Source organism: Pseudomonas sp. Ps21-P2, from assembly GCF_039672565.1.
In the GTDB taxonomy this organism is placed as follows: Bacteria; Pseudomonadota; Gammaproteobacteria; order Pseudomonadales; family Pseudomonadaceae; genus Aquipseudomonas.
In genome coordinates, this window is the sequence record NZ_JBDFPL010000005.1 from 37,646 (window position 1) to 63,449 (window position 25,804).

Consider the following 25,804-nt stretch of genomic DNA (forward strand, 5'->3'; position numbering starts at 1 on the left):
GGGCCGAGCCGCATGGATGCGGCGAGAGCGCCGTCAGGGCATGGATGCCCGTTCGGCGCGGGCCCACGGAGCGGGACCGGAGTGAAGGAACCCGACGAAGTCGGGCCCAACCGAGAGCAAGCACCCTTGGTTACTTGGGGTGCTTTGCCAAGTAACTCGCCGAAGGCGAAACAGTCTGCCCCTAGGCAGACGCTTTTAAGCTTCTAATCCCGCGTAGCGATCTCATCGAGATGGTTGAGCAGCGCCAGCGGATCCTCATACACCCGCAACGCCCCGGCCCGCTCCAGCTCACTCACATCGTAGCCACCCGAAAGCAACCCAATCCCCGTCGCCTTGCACCGCCGCGCCGCCAGCATGTCCCAGATCGCATCGCCGATCACCAGACAATCCTCAATCTTCGCGTCGATCTTCTTCGCAGCCGTCACAAACAAATCCGGGTCCGGCTTGCCATTCTTCACATCATCGCGCGTGATCAGATTGATCTTCTTCGGGTCCAGCCCCAACGCCTTCAAATTGATCTCCGCCGTCGACATCTCCCCACTGGTCGCGATGCACCAGGGGAAGCCCTCATCGTCCAGCGTCTTCAGCAAATCAACAGCGCCAGGCAAAGCAATGATCTGATCCTGAGTTCTCTCATACGCCTCGGCGTGCCTTTTACTCAACCGCTCGGCCTGCGCCTCGGTGATTTCCATCCCGGTTTCCCGGGACAGCATCTTCAGCATCAAACCGCCGCTCATGCCGATCTTGCGGTGGATCCGCCACATCGCCAGGGGAATGTTTTCCGAATCGAGGGCTTCTTTCCACGCCGTGACGTTCTGATAAACGCTGTCGGTCAGGGTGCCGTCGAGGTCGAAAAGAAAGGAAGTATTGGATCGCATGGTGTGGCTCCGTTGGTAAACATGTCATCCGCTGACAATGGCTAAAAATAAAAGGGACGCGCCAGGCGCTCAGGCAAGCCGCATAAAGCTGCTCAGGACAAACCGAGTGTCAGCCGTTTCAACCGCGACTCCACGACGGCGTCGTAGAACTCGGAAAGCTGCTCGGCCTGCTGCGCGTCGATTCCCCCGCAGCAACGCAAACCGAGCACGAAGCCATTGGCCTGAGCGCCGCTCTTGACCACATCGATGGTCGAGCCAGAGGCGCGTATGTCGGCCAGGATCATTTCGCTTTGCGGTCGTAGCACGGGGGGCAAGTGATCAAGGATGTCGGTCATGGGGAGGCTGCCTTTCAGTTCTCTGTCCGCCTGTCAGTGCCTGCACAGAAGCGGGTGAATGCTCATGCAAGACCTGACCGGGAGAGGGACGCAGCGGTTCCGACAAATTTGCCGAAATGGCCGCGAACGGCAGGGGATACCGTCGCGGCGATCTGTTTGGATAAGTTGCTGTCAATCTATACGAGGGTGCTGCTGAACCAGGCTCTCGCGTTTGGCTTGCAACTCGGCAATCTGCGTGTCGATGTCTTCGATCTTCTGTTCGATGTTGTCGTGGTGCTCCTGCAGCAGTTCACGGGCTTCGTTGAGGTCCGATGCCGCCGGCGCTGCGCCGCGCAAAGGCTTATTGGCGGTTTCCTTCATGGTCAGGCCGGTGATCAGGCCCACCACCGCGACGACCATCAGGTAGTACGCCGGCATGTACAGGTCCTGGGTGGTTTCAACCAGCCAGGCGACCACGGTCGGGGTCAGGCCGGCGATCAACACCGACACGTTAAAGGCACTGGCCAGCGCGCTGTAGCGGATGTGGGTGGGGAACATCGCCGGGAGTGTCGAGGCCATCACCCCGATGAAGAAGTTGAGGATCACCGCGATCATCAGCAGGCCGGCGAAGATCAAGCCGAGCTGGCCGCTGTTGATCAGTTTGAACGCCGGAATCGACAGCACCAGCAGGGCGATGCTGCCGGCAATGATGAAGGGCCGACGGCCGATCTTGTCGCTGAGGAAACCAATCAGCGGCTGCACGAACAGCATGCCGACCATGATCGCGACGATGATCAGTACGCCGCGGTTCTCGCTGTAATGCAGGTTGTGCGAGAGGTAGCTGGGCATGTACGTCAGGAGCATGTAATACGTGACGTTGGTCGCCGCGACCACGCCGATGCAGGTCAGCAGGCTGCGCCAGTGCTTGGTGGCGACCTCCTTGAACGACACTTTCGGGCCGTGGGCCAGGCCTTCGCGGTCACCCTGTTCGAGTTTTTCCACGTGCTGCTGGAATGCCGGGGTTTCTTCCAGGGCGTTACGCAGGTAGAGGCCGATCATGCCCAGGGGCAGGGCGAGGAAGAACGGCAGGCGCCAGCCCCATTCGAGAAATTTCTCCTCGCCGACGACGGAAGAGATCAGCACCACGACGCCGGCACCGAGTACGAAACCGGCGATCGAGCCGAAATCCAGCCAGCTGCCGAGGAACCCGCGTTTGCGGTCCGGCGCGTATTCAGCCACGAAGATCGAAGCGCCGGTGTATTCGCCCCCGACCGAGAAACCCTGGGCCATCTTAGCCAACAGCAGCAGGATCGGCGCCCAGATGCCAATCGTTTCATACGAGGGGATCAGCCCGATGGCGAAGGTGCTGAGGGACATGATGACGATGGTCGCGGCGAGGACTTTCTGTCGCCCGTATTTGTCGCCGATGGCGCCGAAGAACACGCCGCCAATGGGGCGAATCAGGAAGGGCACGGAAAAGGTCGCGAGGGCCGCGATCATCTGCACGCTGGGGTCGGCGCCGGGGAAGAAGATCTTTCCCAGTGCGTAGGCCACGAAGCCGTAGACGCCGAAGTCGAACCATTCCATTGCGTTGCCCAGGGCGGCGGCGGTGATGGCCTTCCGCATCTTGGCATCGTCGACAATAGTGATGTCTTGCAACCCGATCGGGTTGACGGTTTTCTTGCGTGATCTCATAAAAGTCCCGGCAGGTAGAGGTGTGACGTTGCGACAGCGTGGCGATCAGATCTCTGGCCTTGGCAGCGGACGCCCTCCGTTTGGAGGGGCCGTACTGTCGTAATAGTGGCAGGCTGATCAGCATCAGATAGGCGCAGGGCGTGAATAATTCAGAAGCATCATCATTTTATTCAAAATCCGTACAAATGAATGATTCATCGACCGAACCGATCAACTGATAGATCCAAATAGGTTGGATCCAATAACCTGAGTGCATTACCACTAGTCGGGTGGTAGTTAAACTCTATTGCCAGAGTGATGGCGCAATGACATATTCGCTCCCGTCATCCATCCTCACACACGGAAAACCAGATGCGCCCCTTCAAGTCACTTGTTGCAGCCTCAGTGCTGATCAGCGGGTGCAACGGAATGCCCACCGCTTTTACCCAGGATCCTGTCTTTGACCAAGCCTTCGTCGTCCACTCCGGTGCGCCGTTGCCCTATCTGTTGATGGGCACCGCGATCCAGTGGAATGAAGATTATGCGGTGACCGTCAAACACATCCCTTACATCTCGGGCGCGGTGTTTCAGGGGCAGGGCGACGTGCAGTTCTTCAAGCACAAGGCCGATTCCGTTCCGATGTGGCGTTCATACCAGCCGGGTGAAGAGCTCACCTCCGTGGGCTACAACTCCGCTTACATGTCGGTGAAAGGCACAGGCCATGCGCTGCCGGCGATGGTTCGCCTGGACGCAAAAGAAGGCAACGTGATGTACGGCACCCATGATGGCCCGGTGGCCAAGGGCATGTCGGGCGGTCCGGTATTCGCCGCAGATGGCAAGGTGGTGGGGATCACCGTGGCGTTGCTGACCTCCAGCGACCTGGCCAAGATCAAGCGTCCAGACCTGGCCAACCAGCCACGGATCAGCATCTTCATGCCGTACAACGAAATCAACCGCGAGTGGACCCGTTACATGGCGCAGCTCAAGCCTGCCACGCCAGCGCCGGTTCATCTCGCGGTCAACTGATCAACGCTCGCGCAGGGCTTCACGGGCGCGGTTGAGGGGTTTGATCAGGTAGTCCAGCACGGTTTTTTCACCCGTGCGGATGTCCACGGTGGCGATCATCCCGGGGACGATGGCAAAGGTCTTGCCTGCCTTGTTGCGCAGCACATCCGAGTCCGTACGGATAAACACGCGGTAATAGAAGATTTCCGGCTTGACCTCATCCTGAATCGTGTCCGGCGAGATGGTCACCACCTTGCCGTCGAGGCTGCCGTAGATCGAATAGTCGTAGGCCGTGATTTTCACTTTGGCCTGCTGCTCGGGGTGAATGAAAGCAATGTCCCGGGGCGAGATGCGGGTTTCGATCAGCAGTTGCTCATCCAGCGGGACGATCTGCATCAGCTGCCCATTGGGCGGCACGACCCCGCCGATGGTGGTGACTTTGATGTCCTTGACGATGCCGCGCACCGGCGAGCGCAAGGTCAGGCGTGACAACGAATCGCTACGCCCACGGATCACCGCCGACAGCATCTGCGCCTCGGCATTGGCTTTGGCCAGGTCTTCGCGGGCATGCACCATGTACTCCGAACGCGCCTCGGTCGCCTTGAGCTCAAGCTCGGAGCGCTGGCGGTTCAGGCGCAGCACTTCGACCCGGCTCGACGCGCCGATCTTCGCCAGGTTCTCGGTGATGTCCAGTTCGCTGCGCACCAGCTTCAGCGAGCTTTCGATGCCGGTGAGGGTTTCGCTCAGGCCCCTGCGCCGGGCGTTGAACAAGTCCGTCTCCGCGCGGCGCAGCTCCGGGTACTTGTCCAGCGACGCATCGAAGGTCAGCGGTTTCTCGCTGACTTCCGCCTGCAGCCGATTGACGCTGGCCAGCGCCGCCCGGTATTTCGCCTCGCTTTCACCCACGTTCGATTCACTCTTTACCGCATCCAGTTGCGCGAGCACCTGACCGCGCTCCACCAGCGTGCCTTCGCTGACATTCAGCTCCTTGATAATCCCGCCCTCCATGGACTGAATCAGCTGCTCCCTGGAACTGGGCACCACCTTGCCGGTGCCGGTGGACACTTCCACCACCTGAAACCAGGCCGCCCAGGCGATAAAGCACGCCAGCACCAGCGCGCAGGTCCAGATCACCCGCACGCTTCCGGTGATGCTGCGCTCGTCCTTGCCGTCGAGGTAGGTGATCTGGTCGGCGAGCCGTGGAGTTTGCTCCGTGGTCAGTGCGTTCATGCCTGCGCTCCTTGCGGCTGCCTGAGTCGGGTGAGGGCGGCGTCGCGATGGTCATCGATGACGATGCGGCCGTTGTCCAGCACGATGATCCGTTCCACCAGTTGCAGCAGGCTGACCCGGTGGGTGGCGACGATCAGCGTGCGGCCCTGACACCAGGTCGAGAGTTTTTCCAGCAACTGGCGTTCGGTGATGTCATCCAGTGACGCCGTGGGTTCGTCCAGCAGCAGCACCTGGGGCTGGCGAATCAGCAAGCGTGACAGCAGCAGGCTCTGGCGCTGACCGCCGGACAGGCCCAGACCCCCTTCGAGAATCAGGTGGTCCATGCCCTTGGGCATCTGGCGGACAAACTCCAGCGCGCCGGTCACCGACAGGGCGGCGATGATTTCCTGATCGCTGGCTTGGCCCGCGCCGAGGGTGAGGTTGTCGCGCAGGGTGCCGTGAAACAGCCGCGCCTGCTGCGACATCAGGCCGACGTCCCGGCGCAGGTCGGCCGGGTCCAGGTGAGCGAGGGAGATGCCGTCCACGGTGGTCTCGCCGCTGGACAAATCCATCGAACCCGCCAGCGCCTGCAGCAGCGTCGACTTGCCCGCGCCATTGCGCCCGAGAATGGCGACGCGCTCACCGGGCCGTATGTTCAGGTTGATACCACTCAGCGCGGGCGATGCCTCTTCGCTGTATTTGAAGCCGGCCTGACGCAACACGTAATCCCCGCGAATGGCGGGCACATGCACGCGCTGGCTGCCTTCGGGGTGATCGACCGGCATCTGCATCAGCCGGTTGAGCCCCTGCAGCGCGACTTTCGCCTGTTGCCAGCGGGTCAGCACGTGGGTCAGTTGCGCCATTGGCGCCATCATCCGCGAGGCCAGCATCGAGGCGGCCACCAGGCTGCCGGTGGTGAGGTCGCCGCCAATCACCATGGGCGCACCGAACACGATGACCACGGCAAACACCGCGCCCTGCACGTTCTGGGTCCAGGCCACCAGGCTGTTGGTCAGCGAACGCAATTTCAGGCTGCTGTCGGCAGACGCGGCGTTGTAGTGATTCCACTGCTGCTGGAAACGTTGCTCGGCCTGCAGCGCTTTGATGTCGTCCATGCCTTGCACGGTTTCCACCAGCATGGCGTTGCGCAGCGCGGCTTCGCGCATCGAGGCATTGGCCAGCCGCGCCAGTTTGCGTTGGGCAAGGACGCCGGGCAGCACCATCGCCACCAGCGCGACCAGAGTAATCAGCACCAACGCCCCGCCAATCAGATAGAACACCAGCAAGAACAGGAAGAAGAACGGCATGTCCGCCAGCGCCGTGGCGGTGCTGGAGGTGATCAGGTCGCGGATCTGCTCCAGCTCGCGCAGCTGCGAAATGAACGAGCCGGTGGATTTCGGCCGCGCCGAATTGCGCAGGCGCAGGGCGTGGCCGAACACCAGGTCCGACACCCGCAGGTCGGCGCGCTTGCCCAGTACGTCGGTGATGCGCAGACGCATGATGCGCATGACGAAGTCGAACACCAGCGCCAGCATCACGCCGCCGAACAACACGTACAGGGTCGGCAGCGACTCGGCGGGAATCACCCGGTCGTAGACCTGCATGGAGAACACCACGCCGGCCATGCCCAGCAGGTTGGCAACCAGCGACGCCAGCATCACCTGGCGGTAGGGGCGCAGGTCGCTGAGGACGATGCGCCGGAACCAGTGCTCGTCGTAAGGCTTGATGTAGTCGTCGGTGCGCACGTCGCTCAGGGGCTGGATGGGCCGCAGGATCACCGTGCGCAGCGCCTGCTCGGCAAGCACGGCCGGGTCGATGCGGCTTTGCAGGCCCTGATCGCCGCTGTAGGCGATGCCCAGTTCGCCTTGCTCGCTGACGCTTTCGATCACCCCGACCTGGCCGTCGCGCAGTTGCACCAGCAGCGGCGTGCGCCAGCGCGACAGGCTCTTGCGGTCGTAGCGGGCGAACTTGACGCTCAAGCCCGCCTGGCGCGCCATGTAGCGAACCACTTCTTCGACACGGCCCTCGCTGTTGGTCGATGCCAGGCGAATGCTTTCCGGTGAAACGTCGAGGCGGTAATGCCGGGCGACGGTGAGGATGGCTTCCAGCCACGGCGAATAATCCGGACGATCGGGGCCTGCCGCAGGGGCTTCGGGGATGACGATGGTCTCGGTCATGGCAGGATCTCCACGTGCTGGATGGTGCTGTGATCGATGCCGAACGCGCGACGCAGCGCACCGCTGTTGTACAGGCAGTCGATTTGCAGGCGACGCAGGTCGGCCTGGGTGTTCGCCAGGTCGAAGCGCGACTGGTGGATTTCCTGCTCGGCGTTGAGCAGATCGAGCAGCGGCCGGGTGCCCAGTTCCAGGTACTGCCGGCCATACAACTCGCGGGCTTCGGTGATGCTGGTCTGCCGCGATTCCAGCGAGCTGAGCCGGCGCGTCAGGCCGGATGTCTGTGCCTGCGCTTCGCCCAGCCCTTGCCGCGCCTGCAGGCGGGCGGCGTCTTCGGCGGAATCGGCGGCGGTCAGCGCATAGTTGGCGGCGCGGCTGCGGGCGCTGATGGCGCCACCCTGATGAATCGGCACTTCCAGGTTGAGAAAGATCCCGGCCTGGGTGCGATTGATCCTCGAGTTCTGGTCGTCGTAGTGGTCGTCCAGATACTGGTTAATCGACGGCTGCAACGACAGTGTCGGATAGGCTTCGGCTTTGGCCTGGGCCAGTTCGGCCTGGGCCTGGGTGCGCTGTGCCACGGCTTGCAGCACGGCGGGGAGGGCGTCTGTGCTCACGGGCGCGGTGCAGGCGTCGGTCATCGAGGGCGTGAAGGTGTCGCTGACCTGGGGCGGGGTCTGCCGACCGAGAAGGTTGGTAAGCGTCGACTGCCAGCGCGCGTACAGCGCTTTGTACTCCTGCAGCGTGGCCATGCCGCCCTCGGCGCGGGACTGCGCCTGAACCACATCGGAGCGAGTGCTCGCGCCCATGTCGCTGCGCTGTCTGGCCAGTTCGACGATGTCGCCGATGCCGCGGATCTGCTCCCGGGCGATGTCCACCAGGTGCTGGTAGCGCTGGACCTCGATGTAGGCGAACGCGGTGTCGCGGCTGACCTGATCGATGGTCAGCAGAATGCTTGCCTGACTGCGTGCCACCTTGGCCCGGGCCGCTTCGACCGAGTTCGACACCTTGCCGAAGTCGTAGAGCATCTGTTTGAGGGAGATGCTCACCGACTGGCTGCCGTCATCGCTGCCGTAGCCGCTGGTGTAACCGCCTTTTATCCCGCCGGAGATCTGCGGGTAATAACCGGCTTCGGCCACGTTGATGCCCTCGGCCTGTTGATACAGGGTGCCGATCGCTTCGCTGATGCTGGGGTGCCAGTCAACGGCGAGCCTGACCGCCTGTTCGAGGCCCAGGGTCTGGCTGGCTTCCTTGACCATGACTGCCCCGGGCCCGAAACGGTCATTTGTATTCCCCTTGGCATTGCCTTTGGCACTGCTTTTGTTGCTGCCCTCAGGGCCATTGCCCTTGCGGCGCTGATCCGCAGGCGTTGCCTGCAGGCGCGAAGGGCTGATGCTGCGCAGGCCGGGATCGATCTGATCCTCCGCCAGCGCAACGGAAAACATCGGGTGACACAGGCCGAGGGTCAGAACGACCGCCGGCCATTTCTGCTTGCGAACGCGCTCCACATGGCTTCCTTACTGTACGAATACAGAGCTTCCCTTTTAGTGAATCAACCGGCCGACCCAATCAATCGGCCGGTTGAACCCCGCCGCTGGCAGCGCCAGACGGCGGGCTGATCAAACGACGTGAATACCGTTCTGCACCCACAGATGATGGGTTGTATCTTCCTGCGGCGTGTACTGGGTGTAATCGACGCCATCGGCCTGTTGCGCACCGCCGGCGACCCAGGTGTTGGTCATGTGTACGGTGTCCTCGCTGCCCCCCTTGATGATCAACGTGTTGTTGTCGGCCGAAGTAATGGAGACCAGGTCCGCCAGGCTGATGGTCAGCGCGACGGCACTGCTGTGGTTCAGGTCCAGCACCTCGATGTTGTGGATCCGGCTCTGCAGATCGCCCAGGTTGATGGTCGCATCGCCCCCGGCCCAGAGCAGGGTGTCGGTGCCCGTGCCGCCATCGACCGAGGCGAAATGCTGGTCGGCGATGATCAGCGTGTCGTTGCCGGCGCCGCCTTGCAGGGTGACCGCGCCGCCATGGGACCCGTCCAGCGTGTCGTTGCCCGCCGTGCCTTGAATCAGCTCGGCACCGGTGGTGGCCACGGCCGTAGCGCTGTGATCATCGACGTTCGCCACGGTAGACAGCGCGGCGAACGAGGTAGTGACGACGGCACCGGCCTGTTCCAGATCAATGGTCAACGTCGCCGTGTCGGTGGTGCCGTTGGGGTGCTTGAGCTGGTAAGTGAACACGTCCTCATGGCCGATGACCGCATCGGTCTGCCCCGGCGTCAGCGTGTAGGTGTAGCGTCCGTCGGCCTGCACCAGCAACGAGCCGTAGGTGCCGACAATCGTGGTGCCGTTGTAGCCCGGCGTCACGTAATTGCCGGCCGCCAGCACATTGAGCACGGTGTACGCCGAGCCCAGCACATCAGCGCCGCCGCCGGCGGTGTCGGTGAGCAGATTGCCCGCCACGGGCGTGTAGCTGCTGACCACGAACTGATTGGTGTAGGTGGCGTCGTTGATCAGGCTGGCGTTGACGGTGGTCAGCACACCGATGCCGCCGGAGCTGATTTTCACCTGATAGCTGCCGGCCGTCTGGTCGTCGAAGCGGATGCCGTAGCTGTTGCCGCCCAGGCTCGCCAGGGCACCGCCGCCGTAGCTCTTGACCAGTACATATTGGCCGGTCGCAGTATTGAGCTTGTACAGGCCGACGGTCAGCGAACCCAGCAGGCTGGCCACGTTGCTCGAGCTGACCACTACCGTCAGATCGCTGATGGTGCCGGCCGCCACACTGGTGTTCCACGACCCGTTGCCACCGCCGAGCACTGGTACGCTGAAGCTGCCCAGCGTCGAGTTGGTGATGACCTCCTTGTTGACCAGGGTGATGTCGCTGACCGCGATGTCGTTGGTGGCGTCGACCAGCAAGGCCGGGCTGGCCAGGCTGCTGTCGCTCCACACCTCGGTGGCCTGCGGGCTGTCGATGCGCACGTACAGATTGGCCGTGTCGCTGAGGCCGTTCGGGTGCACCAGCTGATAGCTGAAGACGTCCACTTTGCCGACGCTGGTCGCGGCCCCGTCGGGCCTGTAGCTGTAGTTGCCGCTGGCGTCGATGGTCAACGTGCCGTACAGGCCTTGCACCGTGGTGCCCGCGCTGGCCGTGACGTAGCTGCCGTTTTTCAGCACCTGCAACACCGCGCCGTTGTCCGGGCCGGTCACGTCCGCCTGCCCGTCAACCCCCGGGTTGGTGATGACGTTGCCGGTCACGGCGGCACCGGCCACCCCGTTGAACTGGGTCAGGCTGGTCACGTCCAGCTGCAGCTGGGTGGTGACGTTGGTCACCACGCCGATGCCGGTGCTCGACACGACCAGCCGGTAATCGCCACCCAGCAAATCACCGATGTTCACCCGCACGCCCTGGCCGGTCAGGGCCACGAGGTCGATCAGACCGCCGTTGCCGTTGACGTCCAGCGTGACCCAATTGCCGCTGGCGTTCTTCACTTGCAGCGTGTAGACCACGCCGTCGAGCAAGGACACCGCACTGCCGGTGGTCAGCGTCAGGGTCGGATCAAGGCTGGTGCCGCTGTTGACCGTGAACACAAACGCCTTGGAGAACCCGGCCAGCAGCGTGGTGAAAGAGTCCGCAAAATTCTGCGTGGTCTTCACCGGTACCAGCGTGACCGACGCCGTGGCGAGGTTGTCACTGGCGATGACCGGGGTGTTGACGTCGATGTCCGGCGCGGTGACGTTGGCCACCACCGAGAGGTTGCCCTTGATGTCGGTGAGGCTGACCAGCAGGGTTTCCCCATTGATCTGCGCAGGGGCGAGGGTGACGCTGAACAGCCCCGTGGCCCCGACGGTGCCCGTCCCGAGCACCGCGCCGCCGGTGGATTTGATCTGCACCGTCGAACCGACTTCCCCGGTGCCGCTGACCGTCAGGCCATCGACACTGACCAGCAGCGCACCCGGTGCCGCAGGCGGCGTCAGGTCAGGTGCGATAGCGCTGGCGGCCACCGACACATTCCCGGCGGCATCCGCCTGAGTGATGCTCAGCACCTGGTTATCGATCTGCGCGGCATTCAGTGCCACCGTGAAGCTGCCGTTGGCGGCCACTGTCGTGGTGCCGAGCACAGCTCCCAGCGCGTTGCGCACGGTCGCCGTCGAACCGGCGACACCGGTCCCGGTCACCACGGAACCGCTGGCATTCACGGTCACCGCTGTAGGTGCGCCCGGCGCCGTGATATCCGGTGCCAGAAGGCTGCCGGCAGCCGACACGTTGCCGGCGACGTCGACCTGACGCACCGTCAGCGCCTGGCCGTCCAGTTGCGCAGCATTCAGGGTGACGTTGAACGTCCCGCCAACGCCCACGGTGGTGGTCCCCAGCAGCGTACCGCCGGCGTTGAACACGTTGACCGTCGCGCCGACTTCACCGCTGCCGGTGAGGGTCAGGCCGTTGCCGGCCAACAACAAAGCGGACGGTGCATTCGGCGCCTGAAGGTCGAGGGCATTAACCGTCGTGACGGCCGAGACGTTACTCGCCGCGTCTACTTGCTGGACGCTCAGCACCTGACCATTCAACTGCGCGCTGGAGAGCGAAACGACAAACCCGCCCGCCGCATTGACCACTGCCGTGCCGAGCACGGTGTTGGCTGCGTTGGTCACGCGCACGGTCGCGCCGGCTTCGCCGTTGCCGCTGACCTGCAGGCCCGCGACGTTCAGCGCGACGTTGGTCAGGGCGGCGGGCGGTGTGGTGTCGACGGCACTGACATTGGCCAGCACCGAGACGTTACCGGCGGCGTCACGCTGACTCACCGTCAGCACTTGGCCATTGAGTTGCGCCGCCGACAGGTTGGCGTTGAACGTGCCGTCCAGGGCGACGGTTGCCGTCCCGAGTACGACGCCGAGGCTGCTGCGCACGGTCACTGTCGCGCCGGCTTCTCCAATCCCGCTCAGCACGGTGCCGGCGCCATTGAGAACCAGCGACACCGGTGCGTTGGGCGCGGTGATGTCGGGCGCAGTGACCGGCAGGACGGCCGACGGCAAGCCCGCGGTGTCGGTCTGATAGGCGTTGAGGATCTGACCGTTGGCTTGCGCCGGGCTCAACAGGACGCCAAACGTGCCGCCGGCATTGACCAGCGCAGTGCCCAGGGTGACGCCGTCGGAAGTGGTGATGGTCACCGTCGCCCCGGCTTCGCCACGACCGGTCACCAAGGTGCCGGTTGCATTGACTGCAAGGTCGGCGAGCGCCGCCGGCGGCGTGGAATCGGCCGCCAGCACTGCAGCCGGCAAGGATGCGCCGCCCGCCCCGGTGCTGGCCGTCACGCCCAGGCTTTCGCCGTTGGTTTGCGCGGTATTGAGTGCGACGCTGAAGGTGCCGCCCGCATTGGTAGCCACCGTCCCGAGCACAACACCCGTTGCGCTGTACACCGTGATGGTGGTGCCCGTTGCGGCGCTGCCTGTGACCGTCAGTCCGTCGGCGCTGACCAGCAGATTGGTTGGCGCATTCGGTGGAGGGGTCACGGGGACGGTAAGGCCGAGGGTCCCGGAGGCGTTGCCGCTGGCGTCCGCCTGACCGACCGTGAGGACGTCGTTGGCACTGATGCCGGCAGGCAGGCCCACCACAAACGTGCCATTGGCAGCCACCTGTCCGATGCCGAGCGTGATACCCAGGGAGTCTTTGACGGTCACTGTCGCGCCCGCTTCACCGCGACCCGCCAACAGCAGGTAATCGGCACTGATCGTCAGGTTGCTGACAGGATCAGGCGCCTGAGTGTCCGGCACGGTGTAAACCAGCGGCGCGGAAGCGTTGTTGGCCGCGTCCGTTGCCGTAATGGAGATGACTTGCCCGTTGGTTTGCGCAGGATTCAGCCCGACCTCGTAACGTCCACCGGCGTCGGTCTGCGTGGTGCCCAGCAACGTGCCGTCGGCGGACCGCACGGTCACCGTGCTGTTGGCTTCGGCCGTGCCTTGCAGGATCGTGCCGTTGCCGGTGAGCGAGGTGAACACCGGCACTGCGGGTGGCGTGATGTCCGGCGCGATGACGGGAACCGGCGCCGAATCGTTCAGCGCTGCGTCGACTTGCACCACCGACAACGACTGACCGTTGAGCTGCGCAGTCGACAGCGAAACGCTGAACGTGCCGTCCGCGAGCACGATGGCCGTGCCCAGCGCAGGCGTGCCCGCGCTTGCGCCGGTCAGCGAAACGCTCACCGAAGCACCGGGTTCGCCGCGTCCGCTCAGCGTCAGCCCGTCCTGGCTGACCGAAAGGTTGGTCACCGCAGCCGGATCGGTCACGTCGGCAACCTGGTAGACCACGGTGCCGGAGACGTTGGTCGCCGCGTCGGTCTGGGTCAGGTTGAGCTTCTCGCCGTTCAGTTGGGCAGGGCTCAGCGCGACGCTGAATGTCCCGTCGGCCAGCACCGTGGCGCTGCCGAGGCTGGCGCCGGTCGCGCTGGTCACTTTGACCGTCGCGCCCGCTTCACCGGTGCCGGTCAGCGTCAGGCCGTTGGCACTCAGCGCGGTCACCACCGGCAGCGCCGGGGGCGTGGTGTCCGGTGCCGTTACCGGGGCGCCGGCGGACGGATTGCCCGCGGCATCACGTTGCACCACCGACAGCAGCTCGCCATTGATTTGCGGTACCGACAGCGACACCGCGAAATTGCCGTCTACGCCGACCACGCCTGTGCCGACAATGTTGCCGGCGGCATCGGTGATCAACAGGCTGGCGCCTGCTTCACCGCGACCGCTGACCACCACGCCCGTGTTATCGATTTGCACGTTGGTGACCGCTGCGGGCGGTGTCAGGTCAGGTGAGGCGACGGAGCCGGCTGCCGAGGCATTGGTGGCCGCGTCGGTGAGCACGACGAATACGGGCTGACCGTCGTTCTGAGGCTGGTTCAAGGTGATCAGGAATTTGCCATCGACACCCACGGTGCCGGTGCCCACTTGCGTGCCATCGGCCAGGGTAATGCGCACCACCGCGCCCGCTTCGCCGCTGCCGCTGAGCACACTGCCGGAGGCATTGAACTGCAGGTTGGTGGCGACCGCCGGGGGGGTCAAATCCGCAGCGATCACCGTTGCGGGCACGCTGACGTTGCCGGGCGGATCGGCCTGCTGAACGCTCAGTACCTGGTTGTTGATCTGCGGCGTGGAGAGGGTGACGCTGAACGTGCCATCGGTCAGCACCAGCGTTGAGCCGAGCAGGGTGCCGCTGGCATCACGGACGGTGACAGTGGCGCCGGCTTCGCCGGTACCGGTAATCACCGCGCCGGCTGCGTTGATGCGCACGTTGTCGAGCTGTTCGGGCGGCGTGAAGTCCGGCGTGGTCAGGCTGGCCTGGGGCGACACGTTGCCGGCGGCATCCCGTTGCACCAGCGTCAGCACTTCGGCATTGGACAGCGCCGGGACCAACACCAGGGTAAACGCCCCGGTGCTGCCCACTGTTGCCGTGCCCAGCAGGGCACCGAGGTTGTTGGTCACCGTGACAATCGCCCCGGCTTCACCGCGGCCGGTCAGCGTCGCGCCATCGCTGGAAATGTTCAGCTGGGTCAGGGCGAGCGGCGCCGTGGTGTCGACCGAGGTCAGGTCGGCGGGCAGGGACGTATTCCCGGCCGCATCGGTCAGGGTGACCGCCAGCAGTTCGCCGTTGGCTTGCGGGGTGGTCAGGGTGAGCTGGAAGGTGCCGTCGATGAGCACGCTGCCGGAACCGATCAGGGCGCCGCTGGCGTTGAACACATCGACCGTGGCACCCGGTTCACCGGTGCCCGACAGCACCGCGCCGTCTGGCGTCATCGCCAGGGCGAGCGGCGCATTCGGGGCAATCAGGTCCCGGGCGGTCAGCGCGATGCTGGCCGATTCATTACCGGCGACGTCGGTCTGGCTGACGCTCAGGGATTGGCCGGCAATCTGCGGCGCGTTCAGCGTCAGCGAGAAGTTGCCGTCGACGCCCACTTGCCCGGTGCCGAGGATGACCCCGCCAGCGCCCAGCACCGTCACCGCTGCGCCCACTTCGCCGTGGCCGGTCAGGGAAACGCCGTTGGTATTGAGCACCAGATCGGTCAGCTGCCCGGGCGCGGTGACGTCCGCCGCCAGGTAACCGGTGGACAGCGAATTGATGCCGTCGCTGGACGTGGCGATGGCCGAGAGCGACTCACCGTTGAGTTGCGCGGCATTGAGCTGTGCACTGAACGTGCCGTCGCCATTGACCAGCGCCGTGCCCAGCAGCACACCGGAGGCGGTACGGATGCTGACCGTGCTGCCGGCGTTGGCGGTGCCGCTCAGCGTCAGGCCGTCGGCGCTGAGGGCCAGGTTGAGGGGCGCAGGCTCCGCCAGATTGCCGGGGGCTACCACCGTGCCGGCGTCGGACGGATTGCCAGCGGCGTCGGTCTGAATCACGGTCAGGGTAGAGCCAGCGGTCGCCGCCGGGTTCAGCCCGACGGTAAAGCTGCCATTGGCCGCCACAGTCGCGGTGCCCAGCGCGTTGCCATTGGCATCGCGCACGACCACCGTTGCCCCGGCCTCGCCGGTCCCGCCCAGGGTCAGGCCATCGGCGCTGACGGCCAGGTTGCTGGCAGCCGAGGGCGCGGTGGTGTCGGCGGCTTGATAAGCCGCGGGCACCGAGACATTACCCGAAGCGTCGGTGGAGGTGACGCTCAGGTTTTGGCCGTTGAGTTGCGGGCTGGACAGAGTGACCTGGAACACGCCGTTGGCCCCGGCGACGCCTGAACCCAGCACGTTGCCGGACGCATCGCGGACAATGACGGTGCTGCCGGCTTCGGCGTTCCCCGCCAGTTGCACGCCGCTGCCGCTGAGCAGCAGGGCGGTCGGGCTGTCCGGCGCAGTGAGGTCCACGGACGTCACATTGACCGCCGTCGACACGTTGCCGGGCGGGTCTTCCTGGGTGACGGTCAAGACTTCGGCGTTGATCTGCGCGGTGCTCAGCGTGACGCTGAACGCGCCATTGGCGGCCACCAGCGCCGTGCCCAGAAGGGCCCCCCCGGACGTGCGCACCGATACCGTTGCGCCAGGTTCGCCACGGCCAATCACCGTCAGGCCGTCGGCGTTCACCGACACTTGGGTGAGGGCGGCAGGCGGAGTGATGTCCGGCGCCGTGAGGTTCGCCGACGGCGAAACGTTGCCGCTCGGGTCGGTCTGGCTGATGTCCAGAGCCTGGCCGTTGTTCGGCGCAGGCGCGAGGGTCACGGTGAAGGTGCCGTCATTTGCCACCAGCGCGGTGCCCAGCAGCGTGCCGCTGGCGTCGAGGACTTTCACCGTTGCACCGGCCTCGCCGGTGCCGGTAAGCGTGCTGCCGTTGGCGCTGATCAACAGGTTCTGTGGCAGGGCTGGCGGTGTGGTGTCCACCGTCGCCAGGGCAGTGCCGGCCGAGATGTTGCCCGCCGCGTCGGTCAGGGTGACGGTCAGCGGCGCGCCAGTGGTGACGGCGTTTGGCAGGGTGACCTGGAACTGACCACTCTGATTGACCAGCCCCGTGGCGAGGATGTTGCCCGCGGCGTCGCGGATCGTCACCGTCGCCCCAGCCTCGCCGAGGCCATTGACCACGGTGCCGACGTTGTTGATGGTCAGACCCGTGGCGGCGTCGGGCGCCGTCAGGTCCGGCGCGATGATGCTGCCGGCCTGGGAAACGTTGCCCGCCTGATCGACCTGGGTCGCCGTCAGGGGTTGCGAATCCAGCTGGGACGGGGTCAGCGCGATGGTGAAGACGCCGTTGCTCGCGACGATCCCGGAACCCAGCACCGTGCCGCCACTGTTTGTAATGGTCACCGTCGCACCGGCTTCACCGCGCCCGGTGACAGAGCTGCCATCGGCGTTGATGGTCAGCCCGGCCGGGGCTTCGGGCGCCGTCAGGTCGTTGGCGACAACCAGTGCAGTGACAGAGGTGTGCCCTGCGTCATCGGTGGCGACGACGTGCAAGGTCTGCGCATTCAGTTGGGCGAAACGCATCAGGATGCTGAAGCGGCCGAGGCTGTTGACCCTGCCGCTGCCCAGGCTGACGCCGTTGCTGTCGAGGATGTTGACCGTGCTTCCCGCAGTGGCGGCGCCGGTGAGAATGAAACCGTCGCTGCTGACGGCCAGGTCGCTGGGAGTCGCCAGCTGCGTGCCGTCCGGCCCTGGGAGGGTAACCGGGTTGGACGCGTTGCCGCTGGCGTCGGTGCTGATGACGTCGACGTTGGTGTTGATGGCGGCAGGCGGATTGAGGCCGATGACGAATGCGCCATCCTGGCCGACGGTGCCGGTGCCGAGCAGCACATTGCCCGGCCCGCGAACGGTAACGGTGGTGCCGGGCTCGCCGACGCCGGAGACGCTCGCGCCGTCGGGGCTGATCGCCAGGTTGGTCACGTCGACCGGCCGGGTGGTGTCGGGGGCGAGCACTGGGGTCGCAAGGGCGTCGTTGGTGCCATCGGTGGCGACCACTTGCACCGTCTCGCCGTTTCTCAGGACGGACTGAAAGGTATACGTGAACGTGCCGTCAGGTCCGGCGGTGGCGTTGCCGATCTGAATGCCGTTGGCATCGAGGATTTTCACTGAACCGCCGGGCACGGTGGTGCCGGTCAGCACGCCATTGCCGTCGAGCGTGAGGTCGATGACCGCAGGAGGTGCCGTGATGTCGGGCGCCGTGACAGACGCGGGCGGCGAGGGCAGGGTGCTGGCGTCGGTCTGGGTGACGCTCAGCACCTGTCCGTCCAGCTGCGCCGGACTCAGGGTCAGCGCAAAGCTGCCGTTGGTGGCGACGGTGGCGGAACCCAGCAGGGTCCCGCTGGCATCGCGCACTTGAACGGTATCGCCTGCAACGCCTGTTCCGGACACGGTCAGGCCGTCATTGCTGATGGTGATGCCGGTCGGCGCGTCGGGCGCGGTGGTGTCAGGTGCGGCTAAAGAGGCCGCGGGAGAGATGTTCCCCGCCGCGTCGGTCTGTTTGACCAACAGCACCTGGCCGTCGTCCTGGGCCGAATTGAGCGTGACGTCAAAGCGACCGGTCACGGCATTGGCCGTCGCGGTGCCCAGCAGCGTGCCGTTGGCATCCCGCACGTTGACCGTCGCGCCGGGTTCGCACTGGCCGCTCAGCGTCAGGCCGTTGGCGCTCAGGGTGAGGCCGGTCGGGGCGTCGGGCGCCTGGATGTCCGCTGCCTGCAGTTGCACCGTCGGAGACGCCAGGGCCGAGCCATCCACTTGCGAGACGTTGAGTGCCTGGCCGTTGATCTGCGCGCTGGACAAGGTGACTTCAAAGCGTCCGTCACTGCCCACCACGGCACTGCCGCGGGTCGCGCCGAGGGCGTCCTTGACGGTGACAGTGGCGCCGATCTGGCCGTTACCGGTGACGATCAACCCGTTGGCCGACAGATCGAGGTTGGTCACCGGTGCCGGTGCGCTAAGGTCCGGCGCAGTGATGGGCACCGGCAGCGACTGGTTGCCCGCGCTGTCGGCCTGGGTGACTTGCAACAGCTGACCATCGGTTTGCGCCGCTGTCAGGGTCAGGGTAAAGCGGCCATCGGCGCCGGCCTGGCCGGTGCCGATGATGTTCCCGCCCGCATCACGCACCGTCACGGTTGCACCGGCTTCACCGGTGCCGGTGAGAATCAGCCCGGCGCCGTCGAGGGCAACGCCGGTCAGCGCGGCGGGCGCCTGGGTGTCGGGCGTGACAAAGGTCACGGGCAAGGCCGGGTTGCCACTGCTGTCGCTGGCGCCAATCAGCAGGGTCTGGCCGTTGTTCTGCGGGCTGTTCAAGATCACGCTGAACTGGCCGTTCGCAGACGCAACGGCGGTGCCGAGCACGTTGCCGTTGACGTCGGTGACGGTGATCGTCGACCCGGCCTCGCCGGTGCCCGTCAGCGTGGTGCCGCTGGCATCGATGCTGATGGCCGACGGTTGCAGCGGGCCATCCAGATCCGGCGCGGTGACCGGCGTCGCCAGGGACGGGTTCCCGGCGGCGTCGCTCAGGACCACCTGCAGCGCCTGACCATTGGTTTGAGCGGAAGCGAGGGTGACGCTGAAGTTGCCGGTCGCCGACGTTACGCCGGTGCCGATGACATTGCCCTGGGCGTCGCGCACTGAAACGGTCGACCCCGGTTCGCCGCGGCCGGTCAGGGTCAGTCCGTTGTTGGCCACCGCGAGATCAGTGGCGGCGGAAGGACCGGTGATGTCGGGCGCGGTGACGGGAACGGTGACCGAGCTTTCGCCCTGACCGTCCACCGCGACCACGTCGAGCACTTCGCCGTTGGCCTGGGCCGGATTGAGCACGACGGTGAAGCTGCCGTTGCTGCCAACCGTTGCACTGCCGAGCAGCACGCCGTTGGCATCGCGCACCTGGACCACCGAACCGGCGCTTGCGGTACCGGTCAGCTGGGTGCCGTCGGCGTTGATGACCAGCCCGGAAGGCGTCGCCGGCCCACTGGCGTCAGGCGCCGTGACCACCAGCACGGGGGACGGCAGGCCTGCGGCGTCGGTCTGGGTGACCTGCACCTGATCACCGGGGTTGACCGGCGGCGTCAGGGTTGTGGAGAAGGTGCCGTTGGCGCCGACCACCACAGTGCCGATTGCGGCGCCGGTGGCGTCGAGGAGGGTGACCGTCGCGCCGGCTTCGCCCTTGCCGGACACCTGCGTGCCGTCGGCGCTGATCACCACATCAGTGACCTGGGCGGGTGGCGTTGTGTCGGCCGCGGTCAGCTCGGCCGAGGCAGAGTTGCCGGCCGCATCCGTGGCAATGACGTTGAGTTTTTCGCCGTTGGTCTGCGCGGTGTCGAGGGTCACGCTGAACGTGCCGTCAAGGCCGGCGCGAGTGGCACCGATGACCGCACCCGACGCATTGCGCACAAGGACGCGAGAGCCCGCTTCGGCACGACCGGTGAGGATCAGGCCGTCAGCCGACAGGACGAAATCCGAGGGTGCCGCTGGCGGCGTGGTGTCCGGTGCTTGCAGTGGCACGTTAGGCGAGGTATTGCCGGCGGCGTCGGTGAGGGTGACCTGCAGCGACTGACCGGCAGTTTGCGGCGCGTTCAGGGTGATATTGAACAGCCCGTCGGTGCCCACAACGGCCGTCCCGAGGACGTTGCCGTTGGCATCGATGACGCTCGCGGTGCTGCCGGCTTCGCCACGGCCGCTGACGATCGCGCCGTTGCCACTGATGGCAATGCCGGTAGGTGCATCGGGCGGCGTGACATCCCCGCCGGGCGGAGTGACGTCGATGTCCGGCGCCTGGGCCTGAGCAGGTTGGGAGACATTGCCCGCGGCATCGATCGCATTGACGGTCAGCGACTGACCGTCGGTTTGAGGCGGAGTGAGGCCGAGGCTGAACGTGCCGTCTGCGCCGACCGTGCCGCTGCCCAGCAGGGTGCCATCGGCGGCACGCACCTGAATGGTCGCGCCCGCTTCGCCGGAGCCGTTGATGCGCGTGCCGTCCGCGCTGACCACGAGATTGCCCGGGGCGTTGGGCGCGGTGGTGTCGACCGGTGGAACGTCGATGTCCGGTGCGGTCGCTTGAGCCGGCGCCGAGACGTTACCGGCGGCGTCGGTCGCCGTCACAGTCAACGCCTGGCCGTCGGTTTGCGCCGGACTGAGGGTGAGGCTGAAGGTGCCGTCTGAGCCGACCGTGCCGCTGCCCAGCAGGGTGCCGTCGGCGGCGCGAACCTGAACGGTCGCGCCCGCTTCGCCGGAGCCGTTGATGCGCGTGCCGTCTGCGCTGACCACGAGATTGCCCGGCGCATTGGGCGCGGTGGTGTCGACCGGTGGAACGTCGATGTCCGGTGCGGTCGCTTGAGACGCCGCCGAGACGTTACCGGCGGCGTCGGTCGCCGTCACGGTCAACGCCTGGCCGTCGGTTTGCGCCGGACTGAGGGTGAGGCTGAAGGTGCCGTCTGCCGCTACAACGCCGCTGCCCAGCAGGGTGCCGTCGGCGGCACGCACCTGAACGGTCGCGCCCGCTTCGCCGGAACCGGTCAGCCGGGTGCCGTTGGCACTGACGGCGAGGTTGGCCGGCGCATCGGGCGGCGTGGTGTCGCCTGGCGGAGTGACATCGATGTCCGGTGCCAGCGCTTGAGCCGGCACGGAGATATTGCCGGCGGCGTCGGTGGCTGTCACGGTCAGCGACTGGCCGTCGGTTTGCGCCGGGCTCAGGGTGAGGCTGAAGGTGCCGTCAGCTGCGACGATGCCGCTGCCCAGCAGGGTGCCGTCGGCGGCGCGAACCTGAATGGTCGCACCCGCTTCGCCGGTGCCGGTCAGCACGCTGCCGGTGGGGTTGACCGCCAGATTGGCCGGAGCGCCGGGAGCCGTGGTATCTGGCCCAGGCTGATCACCGCCGGTGTCGGGCGTTGGCGCCTGGGTGGTCGGTGAAACGTTGCCTGCGGGGTCGGTGGCGCTGACCTCCAGTGGCTGGCCGCTGGTTTGCGGCGGGTTCAGGGTCACACTGAACGTCCCGTCCGGCGCCACGACACCGCTGCCGAGCAGGGCACCCGCGTTGTTGCGCACCTGAATGGTCGCGCCGGCTTCACTGGTGCCGGTCAGCAGAGTGCCGTCTGCACTGACGAGCAAGTTTCCCGGCGCCAGGGGCGCGGAGGTGTCAGCGGGAGCACCACCGCCGCCACCCCCACCACCGCCGCCGCCAACGCCAGCGGCGGCCGCACCGCCGGCGCCCAACAGGCCGAGCCCGGCAATCGCAAACGTAGGGGTCGAACCGCTTACTACGCCGGCGTCGGCGATGAGCTGGTCGAGGGAATCGACTTCGTCGAATGTGAAACCGTTGAAGGACTGGGTGTCGTACTGCGCCTGCCAAAGCGTGCCGTCTTCGCCCTGGAACACCATGTCGCTGTTGGGACCGTCGGGCGCGGTATTGAAAAAGTTGGCGACTTTGATGTGTTCGCCATTTTTCAAGTTCACCACTAGGTCTTGCCCATTGCGGGAGACCGAAGCAACTTGACTGGGAGGAACGGGCATTTGAACAACGGACGGTGAGTTGAGTGAAAGATCTCCCCAGGTGTTGGCAGTGAGTTCAGACGTTGCTTTGTTGGCTACAACAATATTATCCATGTGACAGTCCCTTTCTTCGCTTTTAGCACTACAACAACGCGGTTAATGGCGTGTCATACCAGCCGCCCCACTCATAGAGCCAGGCGCAACTTCTTTTCTTGTTTGGGTGAAAGCCGTTTTGCACAAATTTAGAGTGGATCCATCCGATTTCAATAGGAAATTGTTTGACGATCATCTTAGGATTACAAAAATATGGCCGCAAGCTGCTGTTTTAAAAGATCTTCTTACGTAAGTCTGACAGCGCTACCGATCGTCGGCCGATTTCGGGAAATGTTCTCAATTGGAGGTAAATGCTGGAGGCAGTGGCCTGTCGTTGACCTTGCGTAAAACATGTTTAAATCCAAGACCCATTCTTAAACAGTGCGCGAAGGCAGGTTTACCTCGTTTGAATGTTTATCGTATTCAAACGAATTAGTTATCTTTGGCGCACCTGCGCTAATGCACCCACATCGCGTGGGTCGCCAATAAACCCGTCGTCCGGTGCCATTTAAACCCTCTCAAGCGTTAAATGCGGCTGTTGGCGGGATAAACATCTACCCCATCTGCAACGTCCCCAGCGCTATTCATATGGACATAATCAAACTGGCTAAGTACCTCTTTGGCTCGTTGTAAAGGCTGTAAAACTGAAATACTTGTTCGCGAATGTTGCAAACACTGTAAAGTGGTGGGTCCCCACCGTACGAGGCTATTTCGCTAACCCAGGAAGCTCGCACTCCAGCCCCCCATTGCACCCACCGCTCCATCGTGTGGCGTGAATTCAGCAGGAGTTTGCTCATGGAAAAGCTTGGAACGCGTTTGAGAAAAGAACGCAAACGGCTTGGTCTGACGCAAATTGCGTTCGCCAGAATTGGCGGCGTCGAACCTAACGCCCAGGGTCACTACGAAAGTGGCCATCGATCACCCAAGGCCGATTATCTTCAGCGCGTCTGTGACGCTGGCGTTGACATGCATTACCTGTTTTCCGGCAACGCCCTGGCGGGCACTGCGGACAGACTGGATGCGGACGAGCAGCCGTCTGCGGGCAGGACGCTCCCCGGCAATCACCGAGAAGTAACCATTTCAAATCGCAATGCAGTCGGTATTCTGGGCACGCTTCACCAGACCCTCAACGACACGACGCAGGTCATCGCCGACGTTGCCACCTGTTTCAGCACGCGCCACCAGGACGCCCGCGAAGAGCAGTTCGCCGCCCAGGTCCGCGATTTTCAGGAAGACTCGCGACGCTTCATTGGCCTGGCCATGATGAAAGTCCAGCACAGCGTCTGATCGGCAACGTTCGTTGCCATCCTCTCAGCGGCGATAAGCGCCGCTGTTCTCTCCCCGGAACACCTTCACAGAACGACCGCCGCCGCAGGCGCGCTCGACGTTGAGCCGACCCACTCCAGGGTCTGCTCAAGGGGCATCGGCCGTGAGAACAGGTAACCCTGCACCAGCGTGCAGCCCAGGGTCCGCAACGCTTCCAGCTCTGCATCGGTTTCAACACCTTCGCTGACGCATTGCAACTCCATGTCCTGGCTCAGGGCCAGCAGTGATTTGACGATCTTGAAACTCGCAGCGTTCTGATGAATGTCGGTGATGAACGAGCGGTCGATCTTCAGCTTGGTCAGCGGCAGGGCGTGGAGCTGGCTCAGGCTTGAATATCCCGTGCCGAAGTCGTCCAGGGAAATACCGCAGCCCAGTTCACGAAACGCGTTGATCGCCCGTTGTGCCTGAACGAGGTCTTTGATGACGGCGGTTTCGGTGATTTCCAGGTCCAGCCGCGAGGCGTCGAAACCGCTCTGACGGATCACCTCAATCAACTGTTCAACTGCCTCCATCGACGAGCAATCGTGGGCCGACAGGTTGAAGGCGAGCCTGACATCCTCCGGCCACAACTGCGCCGCGTGCAGGGCTTTTTCAAGCAGCGGTGGTGTCAGGCGGTGGATCAGCCCAATCCGCTCGGCCACACCGATGAAGTGGCCCGGCGCGACGTTGCCCAGCTTCGGGCTCATCCACCGGGCCAGCGCTTCGAACGCCACCGTGCGCGAGGTTCGGATGTCGACGATCGGCTGGAACACCAGGGTGAATTCTTCAGCGACATTGGCCTGGCGCAGTCCCTGCTCGGTAAGCATGTCGCGCTTGAGGCGTTGATGCTGGCCGGGCGAGAACATGCACAGCTCGCCGGGTGTTTCGCGCTTGCTGGTGTAGAGCGCGTAGTCAGCGAACTCATAGGCCTCGGTCGAGGTGCTCGCCAGGTCCGGAAACACCACAAGGCCCATGGAGGCGCTGATGCTGACCTGAATGTCACCGATCACGAACGGCTGGCGCATGGTGCGACACAGCGACTGGCCTTGTTTGATCAGGTCGCTTTCATCACCGGCCCTGACGATGATCAGCCCGAACTCATCGCCGCCCAGGCGAGCCACATGCAGCTGCTCACTGGCAAACGCCCGCAGCCGCTGGCCGACCTGGCGCAACAGCTTGTCGCCCACGCCGTGGCCATAGGAGTCGTTGATCGGCTTGAAACCGTCCAGATCGATCATCCCCACCGCCAGTCGCGTGTCCTCGTGCCGGGCGTGGTTCAGTTCACGGTCGAGCAGGTTGAAAAACCTTCGCCTGTTGGGCAGGCCGGTGAGGCTGTCTTCGTTGGCCAGCCGTTCATTGTCATCACTGAGCTTTTCCGTGCGTATCTGCATGTTCACCAGCCGGGTGAACTCGCCGTAATGGTTCTGCAGCACCACGATCATCGCCAGCGAGACGAGAAAGACATTGGCCGCCATCGCGGTGTACGTGGCATTGCCGGCGCTGGCGAAAAACGCCACGAAGGCGATGTTGACCACCGCCGTTGTCATCATCGCTGCAGAAGGCAGGTGCATCAGACAGAAGATGCAGACGATCACCGTGATCGCCATGTAGAAGGCCACGTGGGACTTGGTGTACGTATCGCCGTAGGGAAACAGCAGCAGCGCCCAGATCGTGAAGCCGAACGCAATGACCACCGTCACCTGATTGGTGCGGGTCAGTTTCTTGAAGATCTGCTCGGTGGTCAGGGTCTGACTGCGGCTCTGCCACCAGAGGAACGCGCGTACGGTGCCTACCAGGGTCAGCAACAGCGGGATGTAGACGGTCAGCCACAGCGGAGCGATGCCGTAATGGGTGGCCGCGAGGGCGAGGGTGTTGATCAGCAGGATGACGTACATCATGGGCAACTGTCTGGACAGCGCAATGTATTGCGCTTCCATCAGTCGCGTGTTGTCTCGCTGGACGCAGATCAGCGTTTTCAGTCGATCAAAAGACGGGAATTTCATGACTAGGAACCCAACGCGCGCAAAAGAAAAAAACGGCGAACCCCACAACTTGCAGCGCTGCAGAACGTTATGACTGTTAGAGGATATCGGCGGCAGGGTTGGTTTCTATAGCCATTGCAGCGCTTGAGACGCCGAGCGCTCTGGCTCGCTGGCGTTGTGCAAAAAAATGACTTTTTTCAGCGTTGCCGTGCCCAACGGAAGATGCGCAACACACGGGCGCGTGGCGAAGCTGAAAGA

General features: G+C 64.4%; 9 protein-coding genes and 1 pseudogene. 2 read left to right on the plus strand and 8 right to left on the minus strand.

The genetic code is table 11. The annotated features are described in order from the left end of the window. Positions 1–203: 203 nt before the first annotated feature. The 3 genes from ABEH28_RS13995 to proP form a co-directional block, all read right to left on the minus strand. A complete protein-coding gene (locus tag ABEH28_RS13995; RefSeq protein WP_346630262.1) occupies positions 204–878 on the minus strand; it encodes an HAD family hydrolase in 675 nt (224 codons plus the stop codon). A gap of 92 nt (positions 879–970) precedes the next feature. Further along, positions 971–1,213 (minus strand): hypothetical protein, encoded by a 243-nt coding sequence (locus tag ABEH28_RS14000; RefSeq protein WP_282372359.1) that lies wholly within the window; start codon positions 1,211–1,213, stop codon positions 971–973. Positions 1,214–1,384: 171 nt separating this feature from the next. Then, a complete protein-coding gene (gene proP / locus ABEH28_RS14005) occupies positions 1,385–2,887 on the minus strand; it encodes a glycine betaine/L-proline transporter ProP (RefSeq protein WP_192172238.1) in 1,503 nt (500 codons plus the stop codon). A gap of 408 nt (positions 2,888–3,295) precedes the next feature. Between proP and ABEH28_RS14010 the strand changes: the two genes are divergently transcribed. Next, positions 3,296–3,892, plus strand: coding sequence for a trypsin-like peptidase domain-containing protein (locus ABEH28_RS14010; RefSeq protein WP_192172237.1), 597 nt, complete (start codon positions 3,296–3,298; stop codon positions 3,890–3,892). Here ABEH28_RS14010 and ABEH28_RS14015 read toward each other — a convergent pair whose 3' ends face one another. The 4 genes from ABEH28_RS14015 to ABEH28_RS14030 all read right to left on the minus strand — a co-directional run bounded on the left by ABEH28_RS14015 (position 3,893) and on the right by ABEH28_RS14030 (position 22,280). Then, complete coding sequence (locus tag ABEH28_RS14015; RefSeq protein WP_346630263.1) at positions 3,893–5,101, minus strand: HlyD family efflux transporter periplasmic adaptor subunit; 1,209 nt, start codon at positions 5,099–5,101, stop codon at positions 3,893–3,895. Then, on the minus strand, positions 5,098–7,257 hold the full coding sequence (locus tag ABEH28_RS14020; RefSeq protein ID WP_346630264.1) for a type I secretion system permease/ATPase: 2,160 nt from the start codon (positions 7,255–7,257) through the stop codon (positions 5,098–5,100). The genes ABEH28_RS14015 and ABEH28_RS14020 overlap by 4 nt, the downstream gene beginning before the upstream one ends. Further along, the gene (locus ABEH28_RS14025) at positions 7,254–8,759 is read right to left on the minus strand and encodes a TolC family outer membrane protein (protein WP_346630265.1); all 1,506 of its coding nucleotides are present in this window, start codon (positions 8,757–8,759) and stop codon (positions 7,254–7,256) included. The genes ABEH28_RS14020 and ABEH28_RS14025 overlap by 4 nt, the downstream gene beginning before the upstream one ends. A gap of 111 nt (positions 8,760–8,870) precedes the next feature. Continuing rightward, positions 8,871–22,280, minus strand: a complete 13,410-nt coding sequence (locus ABEH28_RS14030; protein ID WP_346630266.1) for a BapA/Bap/LapF family large adhesin — start codon at positions 22,278–22,280, stop codon at positions 8,871–8,873. A 774-nt stretch (positions 22,281–23,054) separates the two neighbouring features. On the opposite strand from ABEH28_RS14030, the pseudogene ABEH28_RS14035 reads away from it, so the two are divergent. Continuing rightward, positions 23,055–23,246, plus strand: a pseudogene (locus ABEH28_RS14035) (helix-turn-helix transcriptional regulator); the annotation flags it as partial. Positions 23,247–23,611: 365 nt separating this feature from the next. Here ABEH28_RS14035 and ABEH28_RS14040 read toward each other — a convergent pair. Next, positions 23,612–25,567 carry an EAL domain-containing protein gene (locus tag ABEH28_RS14040; RefSeq protein WP_346630267.1) on the minus strand — a complete coding sequence of 652 codons (1,956 nt, stop codon included), beginning with the start codon at positions 25,565–25,567 and terminating at the stop codon, positions 23,612–23,614. Between the last annotated feature and the right edge of the window lie 237 nt (positions 25,568–25,804).

What these genes read in the sequence shown, in the direction of transcription:
- ABEH28_RS13995 (WP_346630262.1), bottom strand. Translation starts at nt 878, where the DNA reads ATGCGATCCAATACTTCCTTTCTTTTCGACCTCGACGGCACCCTGACC.
- ABEH28_RS14000 (WP_282372359.1), bottom strand. Translation starts at nt 1,213, where the DNA reads ATGACCGACATCCTTGATCACTTGCCCCCCGTGCTACGACCGCAAAGC.
- proP (WP_192172238.1), bottom strand. Translation starts at nt 2,887, where the DNA reads ATGAGATCACGCAAGAAAACCGTCAACCCGATCGGGTTGCAAGACATC.
- ABEH28_RS14010 (WP_192172237.1), top strand. Translation starts at nt 3,296, where the DNA reads ATGCCCACCGCTTTTACCCAGGATCCTGTCTTTGACCAAGCCTTCGTC.
- ABEH28_RS14015 (WP_346630263.1), bottom strand. Translation starts at nt 5,101, where the DNA reads ATGAACGCACTGACCACGGAGCAAACTCCACGGCTCGCCGACCAGATC.
- ABEH28_RS14020 (WP_346630264.1), bottom strand. Translation starts at nt 7,257, where the DNA reads ATGACCGAGACCATCGTCATCCCCGAAGCCCCTGCGGCAGGCCCCGAT.
- ABEH28_RS14030 (WP_346630266.1), bottom strand. Translation starts at nt 22,280, where the DNA reads ATGGATAATATTGTTGTAGCCAACAAAGCAACGTCTGAACTCACTGCC.
- ABEH28_RS14040 (WP_346630267.1), bottom strand. Translation starts at nt 25,567, where the DNA reads ATGAAATTCCCGTCTTTTGATCGACTGAAAACGCTGATCTGCGTCCAG.